This is a genomic window from Nitrobacter sp. TKz-YC01, assembly GCF_047824785.1.
GTDB lineage: Bacteria > Pseudomonadota > Alphaproteobacteria > Rhizobiales > Xanthobacteraceae > Nitrobacter.
On record NZ_CP181167.1, the window covers coordinates 296,626 to 319,087 of the forward strand.

The 22,462-nt window shown below is 59.8% G+C and carries 21 protein-coding genes and 3 pseudogenes; 17 read left to right on the forward strand and 7 right to left on the reverse strand.

Translation table 11 applies throughout. The features are described 5' to 3' along the window. Positions 1-542: 542 nt before the first annotated feature. Positions 543-1,226, forward strand: a complete 684-nt coding sequence (locus tag ACMYR2_RS01390) for a recombinase family protein (RefSeq protein ID WP_347264531.1) — start codon at positions 543-545, stop codon at positions 1,224-1,226. A gap of 227 nt (positions 1,227-1,453) precedes the next feature. Here the strand turns inward: ACMYR2_RS01390 and ACMYR2_RS01395 are convergent, their stop codons facing one another. Both ACMYR2_RS01395 and ACMYR2_RS01400 read right to left on the reverse strand, forming a co-directional pair. Next, complete coding sequence (locus tag ACMYR2_RS01395) at positions 1,454-2,170, reverse strand: DUF2270 domain-containing protein (protein WP_416193562.1); 717 nt, start codon at positions 2,168-2,170, stop codon at positions 1,454-1,456. Beyond that, a complete protein-coding gene (locus ACMYR2_RS01400; RefSeq protein WP_416193563.1) occupies positions 2,164-2,448 on the reverse strand; it encodes a hypothetical protein in 285 nt (94 codons plus the stop codon). Before ACMYR2_RS01400 ends, ACMYR2_RS01395 begins: the two co-directional genes overlap by 7 nt. Before the next feature lie 98 nt (positions 2,449-2,546). Here ACMYR2_RS01400 and ACMYR2_RS01405 point away from each other — a divergent pair, with 98 nt between their 5' ends. The 5 genes from ACMYR2_RS01405 (at position 2,547) to ACMYR2_RS01425 (ending at position 6,347) form a co-directional block, all read left to right on the forward strand. Then, complete coding sequence (locus ACMYR2_RS01405) at positions 2,547-2,759, forward strand: DUF2892 domain-containing protein (RefSeq protein ID WP_347264533.1); 213 nt, start codon at positions 2,547-2,549, stop codon at positions 2,757-2,759. Then, a complete protein-coding gene (locus ACMYR2_RS01410; RefSeq protein WP_347264534.1) occupies positions 2,747-3,196 on the forward strand; it encodes a YeeE/YedE family protein in 450 nt (149 codons plus the stop codon). The genes ACMYR2_RS01405 and ACMYR2_RS01410 overlap by 13 nt, the downstream gene beginning before the upstream one ends. A gap of 3 nt (positions 3,197-3,199) precedes the next feature. Further along, positions 3,200-3,649 (forward strand): DUF6691 family protein, encoded by a 450-nt coding sequence (locus tag ACMYR2_RS01415; protein WP_347264535.1) that lies wholly within the window; start codon positions 3,200-3,202, stop codon positions 3,647-3,649. 18 nt (positions 3,650-3,667) lie between these two features. Beyond that, on the forward strand, positions 3,668-4,552 hold the full coding sequence (locus ACMYR2_RS01420; protein ID WP_347264536.1) for an MBL fold metallo-hydrolase: 885 nt from the start codon (positions 3,668-3,670) through the stop codon (positions 4,550-4,552). A 64-nt stretch (positions 4,553-4,616) separates the two neighbouring features. Further along, positions 4,617-6,347, forward strand: coding sequence for a SulP family inorganic anion transporter (locus tag ACMYR2_RS01425; protein WP_347264537.1), 1,731 nt, complete (start codon positions 4,617-4,619; stop codon positions 6,345-6,347). 180 nt (positions 6,348-6,527) lie between these two features. On the opposite strand, the gene ACMYR2_RS01430 is transcribed toward ACMYR2_RS01425, so the two are convergent. Next, positions 6,528-6,914 carry a DUF302 domain-containing protein gene (locus tag ACMYR2_RS01430; RefSeq protein ID WP_009798090.1) on the reverse strand — a complete coding sequence of 129 codons (387 nt, stop codon included), beginning with the start codon at positions 6,912-6,914 and terminating at the stop codon, positions 6,528-6,530. A gap of 391 nt (positions 6,915-7,305) precedes the next feature. Next, entirely contained in the window at positions 7,306-7,632 is a 327-nt protein-coding gene (locus ACMYR2_RS01435) for a TraR/DksA family transcriptional regulator (protein ID WP_347264538.1), read from the reverse strand. 898 nt (positions 7,633-8,530) lie between these two features. Here ACMYR2_RS01435 and ACMYR2_RS01440 point away from each other — a divergent pair. From ACMYR2_RS01440 to ACMYR2_RS01455, 4 genes are all read left to right on the forward strand, one after another. Then, positions 8,531-9,769, forward strand: coding sequence for an efflux RND transporter periplasmic adaptor subunit (locus ACMYR2_RS01440; protein WP_416193564.1), 1,239 nt, complete (start codon positions 8,531-8,533; stop codon positions 9,767-9,769). A 68-nt stretch (positions 9,770-9,837) separates the two neighbouring features. Beyond that, complete coding sequence (locus ACMYR2_RS01445; RefSeq protein WP_416193565.1) at positions 9,838-10,899, forward strand: ABC transporter permease; 1,062 nt, start codon at positions 9,838-9,840, stop codon at positions 10,897-10,899. Between the two features lies 1 nt (position 10,900). After that, entirely contained in the window at positions 10,901-11,605 is a 705-nt protein-coding gene (locus ACMYR2_RS01450; RefSeq protein WP_347264541.1) for an ABC transporter ATP-binding protein, read from the forward strand. A gap of 456 nt (positions 11,606-12,061) precedes the next feature. After that, positions 12,062-12,538, forward strand: coding sequence for a hypothetical protein (locus ACMYR2_RS01455; RefSeq protein WP_347264542.1), 477 nt, complete (start codon positions 12,062-12,064; stop codon positions 12,536-12,538). Between the two features lie 250 nt (positions 12,539-12,788). Here the strand turns inward: ACMYR2_RS01455 and ACMYR2_RS01460 are convergent, their stop codons facing one another. Both ACMYR2_RS01460 and ACMYR2_RS01465 read right to left on the reverse strand, forming a co-directional pair. Beyond that, positions 12,789-13,295 carry an Hsp20/alpha crystallin family protein gene (locus tag ACMYR2_RS01460; RefSeq protein WP_347264543.1) on the reverse strand — a complete coding sequence of 169 codons (507 nt, stop codon included), beginning with the start codon at positions 13,293-13,295 and terminating at the stop codon, positions 12,789-12,791. 251 nt (positions 13,296-13,546) lie between these two features. Continuing rightward, the gene (locus ACMYR2_RS01465; RefSeq protein WP_416193566.1) at positions 13,547-13,966 is read right to left on the reverse strand and encodes a hypothetical protein; all 420 of its coding nucleotides are present in this window, start codon (positions 13,964-13,966) and stop codon (positions 13,547-13,549) included. On the opposite strand from ACMYR2_RS01465, the pseudogene ACMYR2_RS01470 reads away from it, so the two are divergent. The 6 genes and pseudogenes from ACMYR2_RS01470 to ACMYR2_RS01495 all read left to right on the forward strand — a co-directional run. Then, positions 13,967-14,572: pseudogene (locus ACMYR2_RS01470) on the forward strand (IS630 family transposase); the annotation flags it as partial. 676 nt (positions 14,573-15,248) lie between these two features. Further along, positions 15,249-15,429, forward strand: a pseudogene (locus ACMYR2_RS01475) (IS5/IS1182 family transposase); the annotation flags it as partial. Positions 15,430-15,542: 113 nt separating this feature from the next. Beyond that, entirely contained in the window at positions 15,543-17,072 is a 1,530-nt protein-coding gene (gene istA, locus ACMYR2_RS01480; protein WP_416193341.1) for an IS21 family transposase, read from the forward strand. Then, positions 17,062-17,856 carry an IS21-like element helper ATPase IstB gene (gene istB, locus ACMYR2_RS01485; protein ID WP_416193037.1) on the forward strand — a complete coding sequence of 265 codons (795 nt, stop codon included), beginning with the start codon at positions 17,062-17,064 and terminating at the stop codon, positions 17,854-17,856. Before istA ends, istB begins: the two co-directional genes overlap by 11 nt. A 71-nt stretch (positions 17,857-17,927) precedes the next feature. Next, a pseudogene (locus ACMYR2_RS01490) lies at positions 17,928-18,134 on the forward strand (GNAT family N-acetyltransferase); the annotation flags it as partial. A 58-nt stretch (positions 18,135-18,192) separates the two neighbouring features. After that, positions 18,193-18,366, forward strand: a complete 174-nt coding sequence (locus tag ACMYR2_RS01495) for a hypothetical protein (protein ID WP_347265033.1) — start codon at positions 18,193-18,195, stop codon at positions 18,364-18,366. A gap of 85 nt (positions 18,367-18,451) precedes the next feature. Here the strand turns inward: ACMYR2_RS01495 and ACMYR2_RS01500 are convergent, their stop codons facing one another. Further along, on the reverse strand, positions 18,452-20,836 hold the full coding sequence (locus ACMYR2_RS01500) for a TonB-dependent receptor (protein ID WP_416193567.1): 2,385 nt from the start codon (positions 20,834-20,836) through the stop codon (positions 18,452-18,454). Between the two features lie 533 nt (positions 20,837-21,369). On the opposite strand from ACMYR2_RS01500, the gene exbB reads away from it, so the two are divergent. Further along, positions 21,370-22,455, forward strand: coding sequence for a tonB-system energizer ExbB (exbB, locus tag ACMYR2_RS01505; RefSeq protein WP_416193568.1), 1,086 nt, complete (start codon positions 21,370-21,372; stop codon positions 22,453-22,455). Positions 22,456-22,462 lie beyond the last annotated feature (7 nt).

Consider the following 22,462-nt stretch of genomic DNA (forward strand, 5'->3'; position numbering starts at 1 on the left):
CAGCGAGTCGCTTTTCGCGGGTTACCATCAGAATACTATCAGCCTTGAAATCTACGCGAGTCTATCGTTTCGCTGGTCTTTTGACAGAGAGCATTGCCTTCGCCGAGCCAGCATCAAGCTTACCACGCGTAATTCGGACAGCCCTTCACTGAGGCGGTTTGGGGATTTGCATGCCGCTGTACGGCCTTTAGAGAGTCGCCTGCTGCGTCTCAACGCGGCCGAACCCCAAATGCCTTACCAGTCAGCGCGAACGTACGGCCTTCTGTGGCCCTCGCACTGGCCTCGCGCCTTGCCGTCAGGCGCTAGTACGCTCGCCGGTCGCGCGGTGCGTATCAGAGGATGGCCGGATAGGCGAAAGTGAGGACAGATGTCGCGGTACGCGGCACAAGATCCGCGACACGTCGAGTATGCCGGCAGTTCCCTAAGAAACAGTTTGCTTCGGGACAAAGCGCCTGCTGTGCGGCTGCAACAAGAAAACAGCAACATCATTGCTTCGAAGGTCGCTACGACCACAGGGCAAACGGTGGTATGCGGTGTGGTCAATGGGGCAGGTCATCGCATATCTTCGAGTCTCAACGCAGCGACAGCAGCGCTCTGGCCTCGGCATAGAGGCGCAACGGGCGGCGATTGAACGGTTCGCGGCGGCGGAATGCCTCACCATCATCGGCGAATACACGGAGGCCGAAACGGGCAAGGGCGCCGATGCCCTCGACCGCAGGCCGCAGCTAGCGGCCGCATTGGCGACGGCTCGAAAAGCAAAGTGCAGCATCGCCGTTTCCAAGCTCGACCGGCTTTCCAGGAACGTCGCCTTCGTCTCGGGCCTGATGGCCCAGCGGGTGCCGTTCATGGTCGCTGAGCTGGGGCGCGATGCCGATCCATTCATGCTGCACCTCTATGCGGCTCTGGCCGAGAAGGAACGCCGGCTGATAGGCGAGCGGACAAGGGCGGCTTTACAAGCAAAGAGGGCTGCCGGTGCGAAGCTGGGCAATCCAACGAATTTGCGCAGCGCCGGCGAAACGGGCCGGGCAGTTCAAAGGCAGGCTGTCGATCGGTTTGTGCAGGGAGTGCTGCCGACCCTGGATGCCGTTCGCAAATCTGGTGCAGGGAGCCTGGCCGAAATTGCCAGCGCCTTGAATGAGCGCGGTATGCGGTCAGCATCTGGTGGAAGGTGGCATCGATCATCGGTGCGAAACCTGCTTATCCAAGCGCAATCCTGCGAAATGTGATTCCTTTATAAGCGGGAATTTGCTTCGAGCGCAAAGTGGCCGCGCTCGTGCAACTTGCGATTCTCCGTAGAGCAGCAGATATTATTCAATCTTGAGGCCATATCATGGGGACGTCTTCCAACGCGGTCATGCTCTCATTCGCGAGTGACGTTTGGTCCGCGCGCCAGCACCTCGATTCTCGCCACGCGACATCGTATCCTCCCAGCGTTCCATCACTAGGCTAAACGTCAGACATGGACCTCGCCATGGGCAAGTTCGCCGGAATGCTTGTCGGTATGCACGGTCGCTAGACCAAGTCCAGCGTAAAAAAGGGCAACTGCCGCAAGGACTACCCAGCCCGGAACAGGACCCAGCATTGCGTTCCCGACAATCTCGTGCAGCGAGCGCACGATCTCGGGTCTCGTGCCTTCCTCCTGCAGGGCATGGGATGATATTTTGAGTACCCAGGCCATTAGCAGGATCAGGAACATCCAGATGTAATTCCTGCGTAGCCGGCGAGAGAGCGCGGTCCTGTGACTGATTAGAAAGCGGGGCGTGCGCAGGTCTTCTGCCAGGGCAGAGGCCCAGTCAGCGCGCAGCTGCGGCACGGGTGCAAAAGTCTCTGCAAAGTAGTTACGTTCAAGCTGCCGGACCCTCGCCCGGTAGACGTCGAAAAATCGGTAGCGGCGAGCCTCGATCCACAGCAGCAGCAAGATGAGCGCCATTGCGAAAAGGAGCACTCCGTGATGGGCGTTCGGGGTCGAGAGCGAAACCGACAGCATCGCGGCCACGACAGTGATAGCCCAGTTGCTTGTCCGGTCCAGCCTGTCACGCCAGCCCGACATCCGTGCAATCTCCCCCCGGTGATAATGCACGATCGTGTTGATGAACTCGATCGAGGTCGTCGGAAAAGGCGGGATCGCAGGGTCCGGCTCCGCTACCGGAATAACATCGCTACTCACCATTCTATCCTCCCATACAAGATCATCAGCCCGACCAGCGTGAAGCCGGCGCCGATCGTCGGCACGAAGGGCGATTGCTCGTGATGGCTCGGCTTACGAACTAGCCCAGCATGACGCCTTGGAACGCGCAACGCGGTGTTCTTGCCGAAGCGCTTCTCGCCAGCGCACCACGTGAGCGCGGTCACGTAAACCAGCAGGCGGATTTGCCACGTGGGCGACACCGAGTTCGTCCTGGCCGAAGGCCGGGCAGCGCCTCGCGCGCGCGGCTGAGCGCGTGTCATGAACAACCGTCGCTGTTGATGTGAGTCAATGTGAACTGGTTCACGGTATGATGGATAAATTTGGATGGCGGGGGTCCAGGTTATGGGAGATCAGGACAATGATTGCCAATGTAGGAAACTTGGATCGGGTGGTTCGTCTTGTGCTCGGCGTGGCGCTGATTGCAGTCGCGCTTCTTAGCGGCTGGGCCATCTTTGATGAAGTTGCGCTGAAGTACGGAACCATTGTCCTGGGCATCGTGATGATGGCGACAGCCACAATCCGGTTCTGCCCGCTCTACACTATTTTGAGGGTCAAGACATGCCGGAACTGACCGTTATCGAAACCCTTTTCACCCCCTGGCAATCGTTGGCGGGGGGTGTGCTGATCGGGCTGGCTTCGGTACTGCTGATGCTGACGTTGGGCCGGGTCATGGGCGCCACCGGCGTTCTCGCCAGCGTGCTGACTCCATCGGCGCATCCGGATGTCTGCTGGCGCCTAGCCCTCCTGGCCGGGATGATCAGCGGTCCTCTGATCGTCCTGGCGGTCACCGGACAGATGCCTGCGGTCGAAGTGCCGGCGTCCATGCCGATGCTGCTGGCTGGCGGTCTGCTGGTCGGAATCGGGGTCACCTATGGGTCGGGTTGCACCTCGGGGCATGGGGTCTGTGGGATGGCGCGGTTGTCGCGCCGGTCAATCGCCGCCACGGCGACCTTCATGCTGACCACCGGATTGACCGTCTTTGTTATCCGCCACGTTCTTGGGGCCTAAGCCATGCGTCTCGTTTCAACCTATCTCATCGGACTGATTTTCGGCATCGGCATCGCAGTCTCGGGCATGGCTAACCCGGCTAAGGTGCTCAACTTCTTTGATGTCGCAGGCACCTGGGACCCGAGTTTGATCTTCGTGATGGGCGGCGCAGTTACGGTGGCCTTCATAGGCTACCGCATCGTGCTGCGAAGGCCCGCACCGATCATCGACGCCAAGTTTCACTTGCCCGACAACCCGCGCATCGATGCGCGTCTGCTCGGCGGCTCGGCCCTGTTCGGCGTGGGCTGGGGCATCGCCGGGTTCTGCCCGGGCGGCGCACTCCCCGCCTTGGGAACCGGCCGGATCGAGGTCTTCGCCTTCGTGGCGGCCCTCATCGTCGGGATCTTTTCTGCCAAGGGGGTGATGGCGCTGACCCATGCTCGAGCTGCGCGCCTGTTGCGCCGTGAAACCTGAACCGAAAAGCAAACCGTCATGAACGACTATCCAATCGATATGTCCGTGAAACCCCAGGTCGAGGCGTTCTTCGACCCGGCGACCAACACCATCAGCTACGTGGTCAAGGACCCGTCCTCGGATGCTTGTGCCGTGATCGATTCCGTCATGGATATCGACTATGCGGCAGGCCGGATCACCTATGATCATGCCGACGCCATCATCGACTACATCCGCAAGAACGATTTGAAGCTGGAGTGGATCATCGAAACCCACGTCCATGCCGATCACCTGTCCGCTGCGCCCTACATCCAGAACGCCCTGGGCGGCAAGATCGGTATCGGTGACAAGATCATGGTCGTGCAGGATACCTTCGGGAAGATCTTCAACGAAGGCACCGAGTTTCAGCGCGACGGCAGCCAGTTCGACGCGCTGTTCGAGGATGGCGATACTTACATGGTCGGCAACATGCAGGGAGTGGCTATCCACACGCCTGGCCACACGCCCGCCTGCATGGTGCATGTCATGGGCGATGCGGCCTTTGTGGGTGATACACTCTTCATGCCCGATGGCGGGTCGGCCCGCGCCGATTTCCCTGGCGGCGATGCGGCGACGCTTTACGACAGTATCCAGAAGGTGCTGGCCCTGCCGGATGAGACGCGCCTGTTCATGTGCCACGACTACGGCCCCAACGGCCGCGACATCCAGTGGGAGACCACGGTGGCCGCCGAAAAGGAGCACAACGTCCATGTCGGGAAAGGGGCCACGAAAGAGCAGTTCGTGAAGTTGCGCACCGAACGCGATGCAACGCTGGCGATGCCGAAGCTCATCATCCCGTCGCTCCAGGTCAACATGCGCGCAGGCGAGGTGCCGACCGACAAGGACGGCCGTCCGATGCTCAAGGTGCCCGTCAACGGGCTCTGACCAGACACTCCGTAGCAGAAGCGACAACGGTCCACTGGAAGCCTGAAGCAGAAATAACCGTCGCATGAACGTCGCATCGCTCGCCCGCTATGTTCCGATCCTGAAATGGGGCCGGACCTATGGCCGAAACGCTCTGACGGGCGACGTGCTGGCGGCGGTGATCGTGACGATCATGTTGATCCCGCAATCGCTCGCCTATGCGCTGCTTGCCGGATTGCCGCCCGAGGCCGGGCTTTATGCCTCGATCGCACCCATTATCCTCTACGCGATCTTCGGCACCAGCCGGGCGCTGGCGGTGGGGCCGGTGGCCGTGGTGTCGTTGATGACGGCCGCTGCAATCGGAAATATCGCCGACCAAGGCACCATGGGCTACGCCGTTGCAGCCCTGACCCTGGCGGCAATGTCGGGCGCGATCCTGCTGGTGATGGGGCTTCTGAAACTTGGGTTCCTTGCCAACTTCCTTTCGCATCCCGTCATCGCAGGTTTTATCACTGCATCGGGTATCCTAATCGCGACCAGCCAGATCAAGCATATTCTAGGCATCAGCGCGGGCGGCGATACCCTGCCGGCAATGGTAATCTCGCTGGTCGGGAATCTGTCTGCTACGAACTGGATCACGCTGGTGATTGGGGTCGGTGCCACCACGTTCCTGTTCTGGGTGCGCAAGGGGCTTAAGCCGCTGTTGTGCCGAATCGGACTTGGCCCAATACTGGCCGATATGGTCACCAAGGCCGGGCCGGTGCTTGCCGTGATGGTAACGACGGCGGCGGTTTGGGGCCTCGGGCTGGATGCACAGGGGATCCGGATCGTTGGCGTGGTGCCGCAGGGCCTGCCTCCACTGACGCTGCCGTCGTTTTCAACCGATCTGATCCGCCTTCTCCTTCTACCAGCGCTGCTGATCTCGGTCATCGGCTTCGTTGAATCCGTGTCGGTCGCGCAGACGCTCGCCGCCAAGAAGCGCCAGCGGATCGACCCCAACCAGGAATTGATCGGTCTTGGCGCCGCGAACCTCGGAGCGGCCTTCACAGGCGGCTATCCCGTGACGGGCGGGTTTGCCCGGTCAGTCGTCAACTTCGATGCAGGGGCTGAAACACCGGCCGCGGGGATCTTTGCAGCTTTGGGCCTGTCCATCGCGGCCATCGCGCTGACTCCGCTGATTTATTTCCTGCCCACGGCCACCCTGGCCGCCACAATCATCGTGGCTGTCCTGTCGCTGGTGGATTTCTCAATCCTCAAGCGCAGCTGGACCTATTCCAAAGCAGATTTCAGTGCCGTTGCCGCCACCATCCTGCTGACACTCGGACTGGGTGTGGAAACAGGCGTTTCGGCGGGGGTGGTCCTGTCCATCGCGCTGCACCTCTACAAATCATCTCGCCCCCATTTGGCCGAGGTGGGTCTTGTTCCGGGCACGCAGCACTTCCGGAACATCCATCGCCACAGTGTTTTGACCGACCCGACCCTTCTCACCATCCGCATCGATGAAAGCCTTTACTTCGCCAACGCCCGCTTTCTGGAAGATTATGTTGCTGATCGCGTCGCCACGGATCGCCCTATCAGGAACGTGGTGCTGATGTGCTCTGCCATCAACGAGATCGACCTGAGCGCGCTGGAAAGTCTGGAAGCAATCAATCATCGGTTGGAGACAATCGATGTGAAACTGCACCTGTCGGAAGTGAAGGGGCCCGTGATGGACCGGTTGAAGAAATCCGATTTTCTTGATTTGCTGACCGGCCAGGTTTTTCTGTCGCAATACGACGCAATGCGGACCCTTGCTCCTGAGCAGGCATTGACGTGAAGCGTTGTTGGCGGCGCCATGCCGGCGTTCCACGCACATGGCTTCGGCGATGATGATCTCCGGCGTGCGATGGGACGGCGACCAGAAGACCGACATTCGGACCACCGGCGAAGCCTGCTCTGAACTGGCGCACTCGCCATTAGGCCTGCTGCTCCAGGTCCCAGCGCAGGTTTCTCTTGCTCAAACGGCGGCCACGGCCTTGTCCAGCAAGTCGCGCACCTGACCCGCGACCGCACGCAAGGCGGGGTTATCGATGGCCTGCATCGATGCAACGGGATCGACCGCGCTGACCTCGACCCCACCCTCGACCTCCCGAAGGATGACGTTGCAGGGCAGCATTGCGCCCACCCGCGGCTCGATGCCGATGGCCTGATGCGCCATCCCTGGATTGCAGGCGCCGAGGATCCGATAGGCCGGCATCTCGACATCCAGCTTCTTTTTCAAGGTTGCCTTGACGTCGATTTCGGTGAGGACGCCAAAACCATGCTTGCTCAGCGCGCTGCGCGCGCGAAGCTCCACATCGTCTATTGTGGCGTCTGCAATCATGCGATTGATTGTGTAGTTCATAGGTCATCCACTTTCTGGATTGGCCTGGGGTCGGTTTGCAAAAACACCAGACAGCGTTTGCTCTCTTCAGCTTGACCATGACAGCCCGAAATAGGCCGCCACTTCCTGGGTTTACAAGCGGCCGTGGGCAGGGCGCAAAAGGAGCCGTCCTTCTGACTTTGGAACTTAGTGAACGAACACAAACTGACCTTGACGAACATCATCGTCGACACCATTGAGCGGCGCTTTTTGGATCGGTCGACTCATGCCTCTCATTTAAGCGAGGGCTTTCACGAGGCGTGCCCGTGGTTCGGATATTCTCTTTAGAAGGTTGTTTCCGACCATGCCGACCATCATCTCGCGGAGAGGAATTAAGAAGCATCCAGCTTTGTCCTTTGAAAGGCGCCGAGCTTCACTGTTCTTGAAGTGCGCACCTGATGCACAACGCCGCTTCCGGACGAGCGTCTAGACGCTTGGCTGAAATCTGCTCTCCGCAGCGGACACACTCACCATATGTTCCGTTCTTGATTCGCGTCAATGCGCGCTGCACGGAAGCGATCTCTCGGACGAGGAGTGCTGCTTGCCCTTCGAGCGAAGCGTCATCCTCCAATTCAACCGCTTGTTCGGACGCGTCAGGATTGAGCGGTGTGGCCAAGTCCTGCGCAATCCGTTCCTGCCGTCCTTTAAGCTCCACAAGTTGTGCCTCAAGATGGGCTTTCGCTGCCGCAGTGTCGGCCATGCCAAACCTCCTTTGTTTGCCTCAATATTAACAGCCAAGATCGCTTTGCAAAGCTGCTCATCTCGGATAAGCCAAGCCGCGACGCAGTCGTGGGTGATCAAGAAATTAGACCTTACGGCCAACAGACGACCTCGAAGAATTGACTGCCAGAGTTTTGTTTCGGTGTGGGGTCTCAGCCCTTATCTTCAAGCGGTCCATCATCATGCCGACTCAATGAGATCCATGATCTGGGGGCGGCCATGATGCCGATTGAGGTCATCTTTCGATTAGGATTCACATTCTGGGCATCGGGCATAACTATATCGAGGTGTTCTGGCAGCACTTTCCCTTCTCGCGGCTGCGATGAACCAGAAATTCCTCTCTTAAGCTTCGCTTTGGTCCGCTGGCGCCGGACGTCCCCTTATAACGACACTATTTGCCGCTGTCCGTTTTGATCCAGCGCAATACGCACCGTCGATAACCTCCATAATTTTGGAACTGTCGGTCGCGCGCCAGATAAGAATACGGTCATGATGCAACGGCGGAAGATTCCGGAACGCCGTCGAATCGCGAATATAAAAGTTCGGCGACCCGGTTAATCGATTTCTCTATTGACAAATGGGAAGGGGGGATGAGGTGGTGGCGCGTGGTACCTCTGGCAATTCGCTGGCGTCGTTCGCGGCGCGACGCAGAGTCAAATGCAACGCTTATCCGTCCATCGTGAAGAGAGCTTCGAAGAGGTTCAGCACACATCATTTGTTCCACCGTAGATCGCGCGTCCGCAGAGCGCGTCGCTTGTACAGCGATTACAGGCCGCGATCGTAGTGGCATTGATCTTCGCTGCTGCGCCAGCCGAGAGGCTGGTGTGATTTAGAGACGGAAATCCGCGATACAGATCAGTGATAAATAGAGCGCGATCATGGACGACTCTGCACATGCCGCTGCTAGGCCATCATCCGAGCAGAAACGGAAAAACTCGGATTTTCTCACCATCTTTCGCAGGCCGTTAGCGAAATATGCGCTAACAGCGATCGGTGTCCTCGCCGTCGTAGCAGTGGTTGTCTTTGTCTACTCCAACCGCCCGATCGATGTTCAGGTGGCGACGATCGAGCGGAACGTTCCGATCCGGGTGTTCGGTTTGGGTACGACCGAGGCTCGCGTTCTCTCGAAGATCGGCTTTGAAGTCGGCGCCACACTAACCGAACTGCATGCCGACCATGGCGATCGTGTCAGCAAGGGCCAGATACTTGCCCGGCTTAGCACCAGCGAACAGGACGCCAAGGTTGCCAAGGCGCGTGCCGCACTGCTGATTGCCGAGGTCAATATTGCCAAGAGTGCCGCCAATGTAGAGAAGGCGCGCGCGGTGTTCACCCAGAAGCAGGAGGCCAATCGGCGCAAGCAGACCCTGGCAGGCCGCGACGTGGTGTCACAGCAAGCGGCGGAAGAAGCGATCCGCGACGAGGCCGTGGCCAAGGCGGACGTCACGGTAGCGGAGAGCGAGGTGGAAAGCACCAAGGCGCAGCTGACTGATGCCCGCGCCCAGCTTCAGTATGAAGAAACCATGCTGCGGCACCGGACATTAGTTGCGCCGTTCGACGCGGTGGTCAGTGAGCGCCACAAGGAATTGGGATCGGTGATCAAGGCTAGCGATCCGATCTTCACTCTCGTTGCAGTCGGCAGCTATTGGGGCCTCGCCTATGTAGATGAGGCGCGAGCCGGTTTCATTGAGGAAGGGCAACCCGTCGAGGTGCGTCTGCGCTCCCGGCCGCTCGAATCCTTCAACGGCCGGGTGGTTCGGGTCGGGCTGGAAAGCGATCGCGTCACCGAGGAGCGGCGCGTCTATGTGAAAGGCGAGAATCCGCCGGCCCGTGTCTACCTCGGCGAACAGGTGGAGCTTTGGATCACGGTTGCCAAGCTCGACAAGGCGCTGCTCGTGCCTTCGGCCGCGGTGCATGGCTACAACGGCCGGCAAGGCACGGTATGGACAGAGGAGCACGGACGTTTGGAGCGCCGCCTGGTTCAATTCCGTCATCGCACCGAAGATTCCCGTCTCGAGATCGTCGGTGGATTGCCCGCAGAAGCACGCGTCGTGACCCGGTTAGAGAATGGGCTACGCGAGGGTCGCGCAGCGCGCGCAGCCGAGGCGATGCCCAAATGAACCTCGCCTATCGTGACATCCGGCACAAGCTCGGCCGCTTTCTGCTGACGTGCGTGGGGCTTGGTCTTTTGCTCGGTGTCGTGCTGGCCATGATCGGCATCTACCGTGGCCTCGTCGTTGATGCCCTGACGATCGCCCGGGCTCCGGCCGTCGATCTGTGGGTCGTGGAGGCCAATACACGCGGTCCTTTCGCCGAAGCTTCACGGATTCCGGGTGATCTCCGCGAGGCAGTGGCGCGTATCGCTGGGGTGACCGCCGCCGGGAGCATCACCTATCAGACTGTCGAAGCCGAGCATCAAGGCGGCAAACTCAGACTTTATGTCATAGGCTATGAACCGACGCGGCCGGGCGGGCCGCCAGAGATCGCCGAAGGCCGCGATATCGCGCGCAGCCATTATGAGATGGCCGCCGACCGTTCATCGGGGCTGACCTTGGGCGAGCGAATTCGGCTCGGCCGCAGAACGTTTACCGTCGTAGGGTTAACCCGGAACCAGGTCAATTCCGGCGGCGACCCTGCTGTCTACATTCCCCTGGCCGACGCACAAAAGCTGCAATTCGAACTCGCTCCGCCCGCGGCGCGGGTTCAGCTTGCCCGCGGCACAGGCAGCGCCAGCCTGAACACCGTCAATGCCGTGGTCGCCCGTCTACACCCGAATGCCTCCCCCGATGCTACCGCGGCAACGATACGACGCTGGAAGCATCTGGCGGCGATCACGCAGGATGAGCAGGAGCTCATCCTGTCGCGCTCGCTGGTCGACCGAGCGCGACGGCAGATCGGGCTGTTTACCTCGCTGCTGCTGGTTGTCTCGGCCGTCATCATCGCGCTCATTATCTACACGATGACCATGGAAAAATTGAAACAGATCGCCACGCTGAAGCTGATCGGGGCGCCCGACCGGACCATCATCGGCATGATCGTGCAGCAGGCGATGGCTCTCGGGCTGATCGGTTTCGCCATCGGCGCCACGCTTATCATCGGAATCAAAGATTACTTCCCCCGGCGCGTGGTGCTGGAGCCGGACAACGTGGCCGTGCTTGGAGTGATCGTATTCGTGGTGTGCCTGCTGTCCAGCGGCCTGGGCGTCCGTGCGGCGCTGCGGGTCGATCCGGCAACAGCGCTCGGAGGCTGACATGGCGGCGCCAGGATCAGACCCGCCGCTGGTGCGGCTTGATGGCATCTCCAAGCATTTTGGCGAAGGCGCGACGCGCGTGGATGCACTGCGTGACGTCTCGCTCGAAGTATTTCCCCGCCAGGTGGTTGCGCTGCTTGGACCTTCTGGCTCCGGCAAGACCACGCTCCTCAATATCATTGGCTGCATTCTTGATCCGTCGGCCGGCGCAATGGAGCTCGACGGCGAGCTGGTTCTGCATGAGGGGCAGTGGCAGCGCAGGGACCTGCGGCGTCTGAGGCTCGAAAAGATCGGATTTATCTTCCAGTTCCACAATCTACTGCCATTCCTTGATGCCACCGACAACGTCGCCATTGTCCTGCAACTTGCAGGCGCAGACCGTGGGACGGCACGCAGGCGGGCCGGCGACCTGCTCGACGACCTGGAGATCGGCCACCGCAAACATGCTATGCCGGCTAAGCTCTCGGGCGGCGAGGCGCAGCGAGTGGCCATCGCTCGCGCGCTGGCCAACAGCCCGCGCATCATTTTAGCGGACGAGCCGACCGCCGCGCTCGATTCCAAGCGGGCCGGTATCGTCATGGATCTGTTGCGCAACCTTGCTGTTGAGCGCGACGCTGCCATTATCGCCGTCACACATGATGAGAAGATTTTCGACCGCTTCGATCGCATCTTCCATCTCCGCGACGGGCAGCTGGCCGATACCTGATCTTGAATGCGGCGTATGATATCCAAGTGATGAACTCGCGGTCCGGCGAAGGAAAGCCCGCCACCGAGGAAGCGGGCTGAGCAGAAACTGCTGTCATAGGCTTCCATGGCAAAAACAATACTTAGATGCTCACCTTAGTTGGGAGATAGGTCAGCCACTTTTTCGCAGCCATCAACCGGGTGAACGTTGTGTACCCAGGTTTCTGAATTGATTCAGAGCCAGCATTTCAAAACGGTATTGGCTGATGGGTCGTGCTAGTTTGGGAAGATCAGCTGGAACTTGCCGTCTTCTCATAGTTTCGAGCCATATGCGGTTCTTCAGAGTCTGGGGCCAGTGCTCGATCTTTCCCTGGTGCGAGTATTGCAGCGTTGAGGGCATCGCCGAGCATCAGCGACGCTAGGATGGCTGTCACTCACCGGCAACAATTGCTATCCATGTGCAACAGGGGAATCATCTATGACTGCACGGATGTTGTCCATCACTGCCATTGCCCTTTGGCTTGTTACCATTGCCGTCGCCGCATTCTTCTTCGTTCGCGGTCAGACGCAACTGGCGCCGGACGGGCGCACGACCGTTCTGCTGGGATCAGATGAGCGCAATCTCGTGCTCACCGAAATGCGCGGTATGCTTGAGACCGTGCAGATTGTCGTCGACGGGGTGAAGGAAGGTGACATGAAGCAGGTTGCGCAGGCGGCGCGCGCTAGCGGTATGGCAGCGGCCGCCGACGTCAATCCGGCACTGATGGCTAAGTTGCCGCTCGAGTTCAAGCAGCTTGGGCTCCGCGTCCACAAGCGCTTCGATGAGATTGCTACCGCAGCCGATTCGGGTGCGAGCCGCATGCAGTTGCTCGCGACACTCAGCGAGCAGCTGTCGGCCTGCGTCGCCTGCCATGCAAGCTATCGCTTCGACGCGGTGACGCCGGCGACGAAGTGAGTGAGGACAAAGAAACAAGCCTGAGGATTGTTGCTGCACTGAATGCGGCGCGCTTCACCCATTTGTCCCGCCTATGCCTGCCTCCTATGCAACGCAGGATGCCTTTGCCAACAACGGAGTTTCTGTCGCATGCGTTTGCGAGCGGCGGGCTGCGGTCGCAGCACACGCACGCGCTCGATTGCCGAAGGGGGCAAGAAAAAATCCGGAGACCAGTCCTTTCGGTCCCCGGAATGCCGCGACAATGTCAGTACTACGCAACCTTGCTCGCCGCAGCTGGCTCGGTCGAGGCTGGGCTCGTGCTAGGCGGAGCCCCTGGCTTGATATCAATTGTCTTGGTGGCCTTGACGGCCTTGGTTGGCTTTTTAATCATGACATGCAGCACGCCCTTGTCGAAATGCGCTTCGACGGCTCCGTCTTCCGGCTCGAAGGGCAGGAGCATGGATCTATAGAACGAGCCGTAGCTTCGCTCCTCGACATACCAGTCCTTTTCTTCCTTGGTGCTTTCTGCCTGCTTTTCACCGGAAATGACCAGCTGGTTGTCGTTTAGGCTGACATTGATATCTTTCTCGTCCACGCCGGGAAGTTCGGCGGTTACCTCGAAGGCCTCATTTGTTTCCGCCACGCTAACCGCTGGCACGCCAGCTCCAATGTTGACGGACGACGGGGGCTGATTAAAAGCACGAAACGCATTTTCCATTTCGCGCCGCATCAGCCGGAACGGATCCAGCTCTTGGGTCCATAATTTCGGGAGGGCCATGCCTATCTCCAAAGTTAAGGAAAACACCAAAAGCCATCATGTTCCGGTCGCTCCTGACCGGTTTGATCCAACTCAAGAAGCCGAGCTATTTCGATGGTCGGAAGATCTGCCTATACAATATGCGACGATGGTCGTTCTTTACGGCTCGTAAAAGCGAAATGAGCTCAAAGAGCGCGATCGGAACTTCCAGGAGAGTGTCACATGCAAACTGAGCTATCCCGGCCGGTTCGGCCGCCCAGCGTTCTGGGGTTTCACAGCTCGGCCTCCAGCCGATCGGCGAGGGTGCGCAATATCTTGACCAGGGAGAAGCGCTTGGAGTTCGATTCTACGAGGGTCCAAGGTCCTGCCTCGGTCGAGGTGAGCGCGATCATGTCTTCGACGGCGGCGGCGTAGAGCTCCCAATTCTCCCGGTTACGCCAGTCCTCCTCGGTAATCTTGAAGCGCTTGTGCGGCGTCGCCTTGCGCGCTTCGAAGCGGCGAAGCTGCTCGTCTTGATCAATCGCCAGCCAGAACTTGTGCAAGACGTAGCCGGCGCGGGTGAGTTGGGCCTCGAAATCATTGATCTCGCCATAGGCGCGCTGCCACACCGCGGGTGCGGCGAAGCCCTCGACCCGCTCGACCAGGACGCGCCCATACCAGCTTCGGTCGTAGATCGCCGTATGGACGTTCAAAAAAAGTCCGCACATGCACTGGAACAGGACCGTCCCGACATTCTGAGGCGTCGGCAGGCCTGGTTCGAGGGCCAGCTTGATCTCGACCCGGCAAAGCTCGTCTTCATTGATGAGACCGGCCTCTCCACGAAGATAACGCGCCTGCGCGGACGAGCGCCGCTCGGTGAGCGTTGCCGGGCGGGCGTGCCCCATGGGCACAGGAAAACCACCACCTTCACCGGCGCACTGCGGCTGACCGGCATCACCGCACCCTTCGTCTACGACGGCGCCATGAATGGCAACGTGTTCCTGGCCTATGTCGAGCAGGTGCTGGTCCCCACGCTCCAACCCGGCGATGTCGTCGTGATGGACAACCTGCCTGCCCATAAGACCGCCGGCGTCCGCTACGCGATCGAGGCCGCGGGCGCGAGACTGATGTTCTTGCCGCCTTACAGCCCCGACTTCAATCCAATCGAAAACGCCTTCTCAAAGCTCAAGGCACTGCTGCGCGCAAAAGCCGAGCGGACGATCACCGCACTCTGGGACACCGTCGGATCGGTCCTCGACCTCTTCACGCCACCCGAATGTGCAAACTACTTCAAGGCAGCCGGATATGAACCAGATTAAACAGGACATGCTCTAACTGGTCAGAATTCACCAATCGGTGAACAAGAATGCACTGGCTTCTCGCCGGTTCAGCGAAACTGCTGCGATCAATTACACGCCATCCCCGGCGGACTTCATCGCCGCTACGCCCGTGTAAGTTTTGGTACACACAGGCGCTACATCCAGCCGGCAGCGAAAACCGAGAGGCCTAAAATGGTTTCAGATTTCGAAGTCGATGCGGCGGGAGGCTCAAAGGTATACGTCGCCGCGGCGGTTGACTAAAAACCGCTAACCATTCCGCGAGGGGCCAAGTTGGGCCATGCCCTACTGATGTGGCCCATAGGCCGCTCCCGGAATGTGTTCGTATATGAGCCGCTATGCTAGAGCCCGAACATTGCAGCAGCGTTCACTGCGGCGAACTTTGCAGGTGGAGTCATCGTATCTCCTCTGCCTCACACCAACGAAACTGTTGGATTATTTTAAAGTGTGGAGTCCGGTCCAATCCGTCAAGGCGTTCGTTGGCAGCAAGGAACGAAGGTTCCCAAAGTGAGCAATTTTAAACATGAGCTACTGAAATGGCGCCTTCCCCTGATCTTGAAGAAGCGGGCCTTTATATCGCGGCTGCCCAATCGGCCTTCCATGTAGAAATTGCAACGTCTCGCGCTGCCCCAGTATCGTAATACTCGCCGTCCGACCCATGATCCGTCGGTCGCCCTCACGAATAGGCCGAATATCGCTTGTCCTGCCGAGTGACCTGACGGGTGAGGAGTGGTCGGCGGTTGAGCCCGCGGCGGACAGACCTGCGAGAGGTGTTGAACGCGATCCGCTATCTGGTTCGCTGCGGCTGGCGGATGCTGCCGATCCATTTCGGCCCTTGGCTGTTGATTTCCACTGAGAGTTGACCCGGGAAGCTGAGGTTTTTCCATCGAGATTTGACCCATGTTGGAACCTTTTCCCCGCGATGAGAGCGGGAGAGAACGGAGTGATCAGCATGGAGTTATTGAGCGTCATCCGGCGCTGGCGCCATCGGGACCATTTCTCGATCCGGGAGATCTCGCGGCGCACAGGTCTGTCGAGGAACACGGTCCGCAAGTATCTGCGCGCGGACAGCGTGGAGCCCCGGTTCAACGTCCCCGAGCGCGCAAGCAAGCTCGATCCTTACGCCGACAAGCTATCCCACATGCTCCGGCTGGAGGCGGGCAGATCCCGCAAGCAGAAGCGGACGATCCGGCAGTTGCACGCCGATCTGGTCGCGCTCGGGTATGAAGGCTCCTACAACCGCGTGGCGGCGTTCGCACGCGAGTGGAAGGCCGCCCGGCAGAGGGAGCAGCAGACCAGCAGTCGCGGCGCCTACGTGCCCCTGGCGTTCCAGCCAGGCGAGGCCTTCCAGTTCGACTGGTCGGAGGACTGGGCGATCATCGGCGGTGAGCGGACCAAGCTGCAGGTCGCCCACTTCAAGCTCTCCTGCAGCCGCGCCTTCATCCTGCGGGCCTATCCGCAGCAAACCCACGAGATGCTGTTCGACGCCCACAACCATGCCTTCCGGGTCTTCGGCGGCGTTCCGCAGCGGGGCATCTACGACAACATGCGCACCGCCGTCGACAAGGTCGGTCGGGGCAAGCAGCGCCAGGTCAACGCCCGCTTCTCGGCGATGGTCAGCCACTTCATGTTCGAGGCCGAGTTCTGCAATCCCGCATCAGGCTGGGAGAAAGGCCAGATCGAGAAGAACGTTCAGGACGCCAGGCATCGGCTCTGGCAGCCCATGCCGAACTTTGCATCGTTGGCGGCGCTCAACGACTGGCTTGAGAGACGATGCCGGGAGCTCTGGACCGAGATTCCGCATGGCGTCCGGCCCGGCTCCATCGCCGACGCATGGGCTGAAGAAGCCCCGCGCCTGATGGAGATGACCCGGCCCTTCGACGGCTTCGTCGAATACGTCAAGCGCGTCTCGCCGACCTGCCTCGTTCATCTGGAACGCAATCGCTACAGCGCGCCAGCTTCCTTCGCCAACCGGCCCGTCAGCCTGCGCGTCTATCCCGAGCGGATCGCCGTCGTCGCAGAGGGGCGGGTCATCTGCGAGCATCGACGCGTCTTCGCCCGCTCCCATAACCGTCAGAGCACGACGGTCTACGACTGGCGGCATTACCTCGCCGTCCTGCAGCGCAAGCCGGGAGCCCTGCGCAACGGCGCCCCCTTCGCCGAACTGCCGCCTGCGTTCCGCTCCCTGCAACAGCGCCTGCTCAAGACGCCCGGCGGCGATCGGGAGATGGTCGAGATCCTGGCCCTGGTCCTGCAGCATGACGAGCAGGCCGTGCTCGCCGCCGTCGAACTGGCCATCGAGGCGGGCGCGCCCACCAAGACCCATATCCTGAACCTGCTGCACCGCCTGGTGGACGGCAAACCGCTCGACCCGCCTGCCGTTCCGGCGCCCAAGGCCCTGACGCTGACGAGCGAGCCGCAGGCCGACGTCGAGCGATATGACGCCCTGCGTCAGACTGGGGAGGCGCGCCATGCGTCATAATCCCGCCAGCGGCGCCGTCGTCATCATGTTGCGCAGCCTCAAGATGCACGGCATGGCCCAGGCCGTCGCCGAGCTGACCGAGCAAGGCTCTCCCGCCTTCGAGGCGGCGCTGCCGGTCCTGTTGCAACTCCTCAAGGCGGAGACGGCTGACAGGGAGGTTCGCTCAACGGCTTACCAGCTCAAGGCGGCGCGCTTCCCAACCTACCGCGACCTGACCGGCTTCGACTTCGCCAGCAGCGAGGTCAACGAGGCGCTCGTGCGCCAGCTGCATCGCTGCGAGTTCCTCGAAGACGCTCACAACGTCGTCCTCGTGGGCGGCCCCGGTACAGGCAAGACGCATATCGCCACCGCGCTCGGCGTGCAGGCCATTGAGCATCATCGTAAGCGCGTCCGGTTCTTCTCCACCATCGAGCTCGTCAACGCCCTCGAACAGGAGAAGCTTCAGGGCAAGGCCGGGCAGATCGCAGCGCGCCTCTGCCACTCCGATCTCGTCATCCTGGACGAACTCGGCTACCTGCCGTTCAGCGCCTCGGGCGGCGCCTTGCTCTTCCACCTGCTGAGCAAGCTCTACGAGCGGACGAGCGTGGTCATCACGACCAATCTGAGCTTCGGCGAATGGGCCAGCGTCTTCGGCGACGCCAAGATGACCGCCGCTCTCCTCGACCGGCTCACCCACCGATGCCACATCGTCGAGACAGGAAACGACAGCTTCCGCTTCAAGACCAGTTCCGCGAAACCGCCAAAACCCGCAAAGGAGAAAGCGCGCAACTTGACGACAACCTGACCCAGAACACATCATCAAGGCGGGTCACTTCTCGGTGGAAATCCCGGGTCAACTCTCAGTGGAAATCAACATGGCAAGGTAAAGGGCTTGGCGTCGCGCTCTTGCAGGGTGCGGTTTTGCGTACTGGCGAGGCTGCCGCCATACTCGGCATTCGCGGCATACTCGTTCACGCCATTTCCGACGATGCCAAGGCATTCTATGAGCACTACGGATTTCAAGCTTCGTCAAAGAACCCGATGACGCTGGTGTTCTCGCTCAAAGGAGCAGCGAAAGAATAACTGGAATGCTACATTTCCAGCCGTGGGGCCATGCCTGTCGGGGGCAAGGGAAAGCCGGATGGTCGCGATCAGCGGCACACCGCTCGATGCTTCCGACCGCGACAAAGCGCGAGCAGAAAGACCGCGCGCTTGGATGCAATCATTGGTCCCGTCCGCGCTTGGCCGCATCGCAGATCATTGGACGCTCTTGGTGTCGTTCGAATTGGAACGCTCGGTGAGCCAAGCCAACTGATGTCGAAGTAGATTCAGGGTCAATCCACACCACATTTGTTCTTGATGTCCATCTGGGCAGCTTTGCATGAAGCGATCATACGCGACTATTTGCCCACGTAGTGCGCCGCCTTCACTGGATAATCCTGGACCGGCGGCGGTGGCGTGAAACTATAGCGATAAGTCAGCATCGCGGTTCGTCCGGCGGCCGGAACGGCATGACCAGCATAATACTGCGCATAATAAAGCTCATCGGTCAGGTTGTAGATGTTGAGCTGCAGCATCGAGTCCTTTGTGACTTTATAGCTCGTCATCAGATCAAGCTTCCAGTAGTTGGGCACGTAGTTTGTGTTCTGGATATTACTGAAGGTTCGCGCCGCATACGTGGCGCCGCCACCGATAGTCCACAGCGGCGTGAGTTCATAAGTGGTCCACAGCGTAAAGTTATGCGGTGGCGTCTGTGGGAGTTGATTACCCAACTGCGCAAGATCGGTCGTATTGACGATCTTGGAGTTGAGATAGCTGTAGCCCGCAAACAGGCCCCACTTATCGGTGATCTTGCCCGCGGCGCCCACTTCCACGCCATCCACGCGCGCCAGACCACCGAGCACCAGCGCTGTATTCGAGGCTGGATCGATTGGAATACGCAGATTGGTCTTCTCTATCCGAAACACCGCGCCGCTCAGCGTCAGCCTGCCGTTTAGAACATCGACCTTAGCGCCGACTTCAGCCGTTGTGTTGCGCTCGGGAGCTAGCGTGGAGTTCGCCGCGTTGTTGCCGGCGTCACTCAGCACGTCGAACTCCGCCGCCGGATTGTTCGACACGCCATAGGCGGCGTAGATACTCGAACTATGCGTCGGATGGAAGATGCCGCCGACACGCCAGGCAACCATCTGATCGGCCCGATTGAGCCGCTGGCTCGCGGGCGGTACTGCCGCGAGATTGGTGTAGGTGGTGCGGAAATCGTCATAGCGGATCGATCCGAGCAACTCGAAGTACTCGTTGAACTTGACCTGATCGAAGCCGTAAACCCCATAGTCCGTCGAGACGGTACGGTTTGGCAAACCGAAGCCGTTATTCGGCCCGCCATAAGTCGTATCGACCGGGGCGAAGGCGTTGGTCCGGCACGCCAGGTTTGTTGGCGTGCAGTAGTTAGCACGCATCTGATCGCGGGTTTGTTGCGAGGCTACAGCACCCAGCGTGAAGGTATGCTCCAGGCCGCCGGTCCAGAATTTGCCGGTCAGATCAGTCTGATTAATGACTAGCGTGTTATCCGTTACTGTCTCGAAGTGTTGCCGTCCCATCGTCATCAGTTCGACCGGATAGCCCGGAGTAATCGCGCTGACATTGTCAGCCTGCGCCTCGCCGCGCGGGGCTGTCGGCCGTGCCATGCGGTTGACGCCAACGTATCGCGTCGCGTTCGAAATCTTCAAAGTGTCGCTGAAATCATGCTCGAACTGGGCTGTGGCGATGTGAGTGTTGGTGATCTGGCGATCCGCCAGCGGGCCGCCAGCCACGCCATAGAAAACTTGGCGAGGGACCGGCATCGGCGGCGTTGCGGCGCCATTGCCGAAATAGCCGGGGTTGGTCATTGCGCCGGTCGTTGAATTGCGGACCGGCCCCGGTAGGTAGCGATGTCCGTAATCTGGCACGCCATCTTCGCCTTGATAGATATAGCTGAAGATCCCCCGGGTATCCGGCGTAAACTCCGCTTTGATCGATGGGGCGACACCCCAGCGCCTTGCGAAGATATGATTTCGGTCCTGGACAGGAATGTCCTGATACATCGCAGCGAGGCGTCCGGACAAATTCCCCTGTGTCCCATTGGCATCGACATCGGCGCGATACCCGCCGCTGGAGACGCCACTGACGGTGCCATTCACGAAGGTGGTCGATTGGGGAAGCTTCGATACGGTATTGATCGCGCCGCCGGTCGAACCGCGACCGAAGGCAAATCCCGACGGCCCTTTGTACACTTCGACGCGATCGCTGCTGAACATGTCGCGCGTGTACCAACCCGGATCGCGAAGGCCATCGCGGAACATGTCACCGCGGGCCGCGAAACCACGCACGATCGGCGTATCGCCCTGATTGCCGCCTTCGCCGGCGCCAAAGGTAATGCCCGGCACCGTCCGCAGCGCGTCTTCCATGGTGAGGAGCCGCTGTTCCTGGATCACCTGCTGCGTCACTACGTTGACGGTCTGCGGCGTATTGGCGAGTGGCACCCCAAGCCGGGCCATTCCTGCCTGCGCAGGCGCCTGATAGCCGGTAACGCCGTGCGCGTCGCCGACGATGGGATTGACCTGAACGTTGCTCGGCGCAGCAGTGACAACTGGCGCGGGGGCAGCATGTACAGGCGCACGATGCACAGTTCTTTTCTTGGCCTGCCGCTTTGGCGCCGTGACGCGAACCTGCGGAAGATCCTCTCCGACGGGAGCCGGCTGGGCGTCGGCAGAATCGGATATCAGCATCACGGCGGCAACGCCGATCATCGCTCTGCCCCACCCTACTACTGATGAATGTCCTGCTACGACGTTGCCGCTTTCTGTATCGCTCGTATGATCTGCCGATGGAATACCCATTGCCCCGAATCCTTGAAGATTGCTGACATCGCGAAACTAAATCCGTAGGCCGCGACATAGCTCCTGGATAATTTCGTAAGCAACCTGTCGGAACCGCAGTTCGAGGCTCTTTATAGAAATTCTAGTTCAAGCCTCGTTGATTAAGCACTTTCGTCAAAGGCGACTGCGCGCTCGTTTAACGCCTGTGTATGCTGCTTGTTTTTCTGGAATCACTTTTTGCGTCTCATTGATCGAGAGTCGCGGCGCGACATCAATATCCCGTGGCGGGTGATAAATCTGCCGCATCATCCCGGCGCGAGCTTCAACGCACCCCAGTACTAACTTACAGATATTCTAAGTTTGATATCAGCTTGTCTGTTTGATTCGAAAAGCCCAGGCGCTAGAGCATGTCGTCAGATGCCTGCGCATCTGTTCTTGGCCGCTCCGACAGCCCGGAGTGGTGCATGATAGTAGAGTTTCTCACCATGAAGCTGTCTCTGAACCTCTCACGTACGATGGTGGGCAATAGCCGAACACGAGCCGCAAAGGCTGCTCTAGCGATCGGGCTTGCATTCCTTTTGACGTTAGCGTTTGGACCGCACCTTGCTTACGCTCAGTCATTATCGCGGCCCGGCTCCCACGAGGCCGCTTCTCCTTCCGGACAAAATCCTTCGATAGGCGCGCAATCCACGCCTGCGGCAGCCCAGACTACGCAACTTGAACCTCAGCAACCCGCGTCGCAAGCCGTACCTGGTGCCGAGACGTTCCCCGCCGAGCCGCCGGCCGCGTCGGCGATGCCGTCAATCGAGCAGCAAACGCCGCACGCGAGCGAACTCGTCGAAGTCCCCGAGTCGATTCTGCCGCATGAACTGACGCCCATCGGTATGTTCATGGCAGCCGATTCCATTGTGAAAGCAGTAATGATCGGTCTGGCGTTCGCTTCCGTTGTGACGTGGTCGGTATGGCTTGCAAAGACAATCGAGTTGATTGGCGCGCGGAGCAAACTCGTGCGTGATATCCATAACGTGGAACGCGCTCGTACGCTTGATGAGGCAAGCGGGATATTGCAGCAGTCCGGAAGCGACATCGCTAATCTCACCAATGCCGCACGCGATGAAATTCATCGTTCGCAGGACGCCATGAACCATGACGGCGTCAAGGAACGAATTGCTTCGCTGTTCAGTCGCATAGAGGCAGCGGCGGCACGGCGCATGACCCGCGGGACCAGCATTCTGGCTACCATTGGATCGACCGCGCCGTTTGTCGGGCTTTTCGGCACCGTCTGGGGAATCATGAATGCCTTCATCGGCATTTCGAAAACGCAGACCACCAACCTCGCGGTCGTCGCGCCCGGCATCGCCGAGGCCTTGCTGGCAACGGCCATGGGGCTTGTCGCGGCGATTCCGGCAGTGATGATCTACAACATGTTTTCGCGCTCCATCACGGGTTATCGCGGCTTGCTGGGAGACGGCTCGGCGGAACTAATGCGCATGGTGAGCAGAGATCTCAATCGGGCAGAGATGATGCCTCATCGGATCGTTGCTGAGTAAGGAGTAG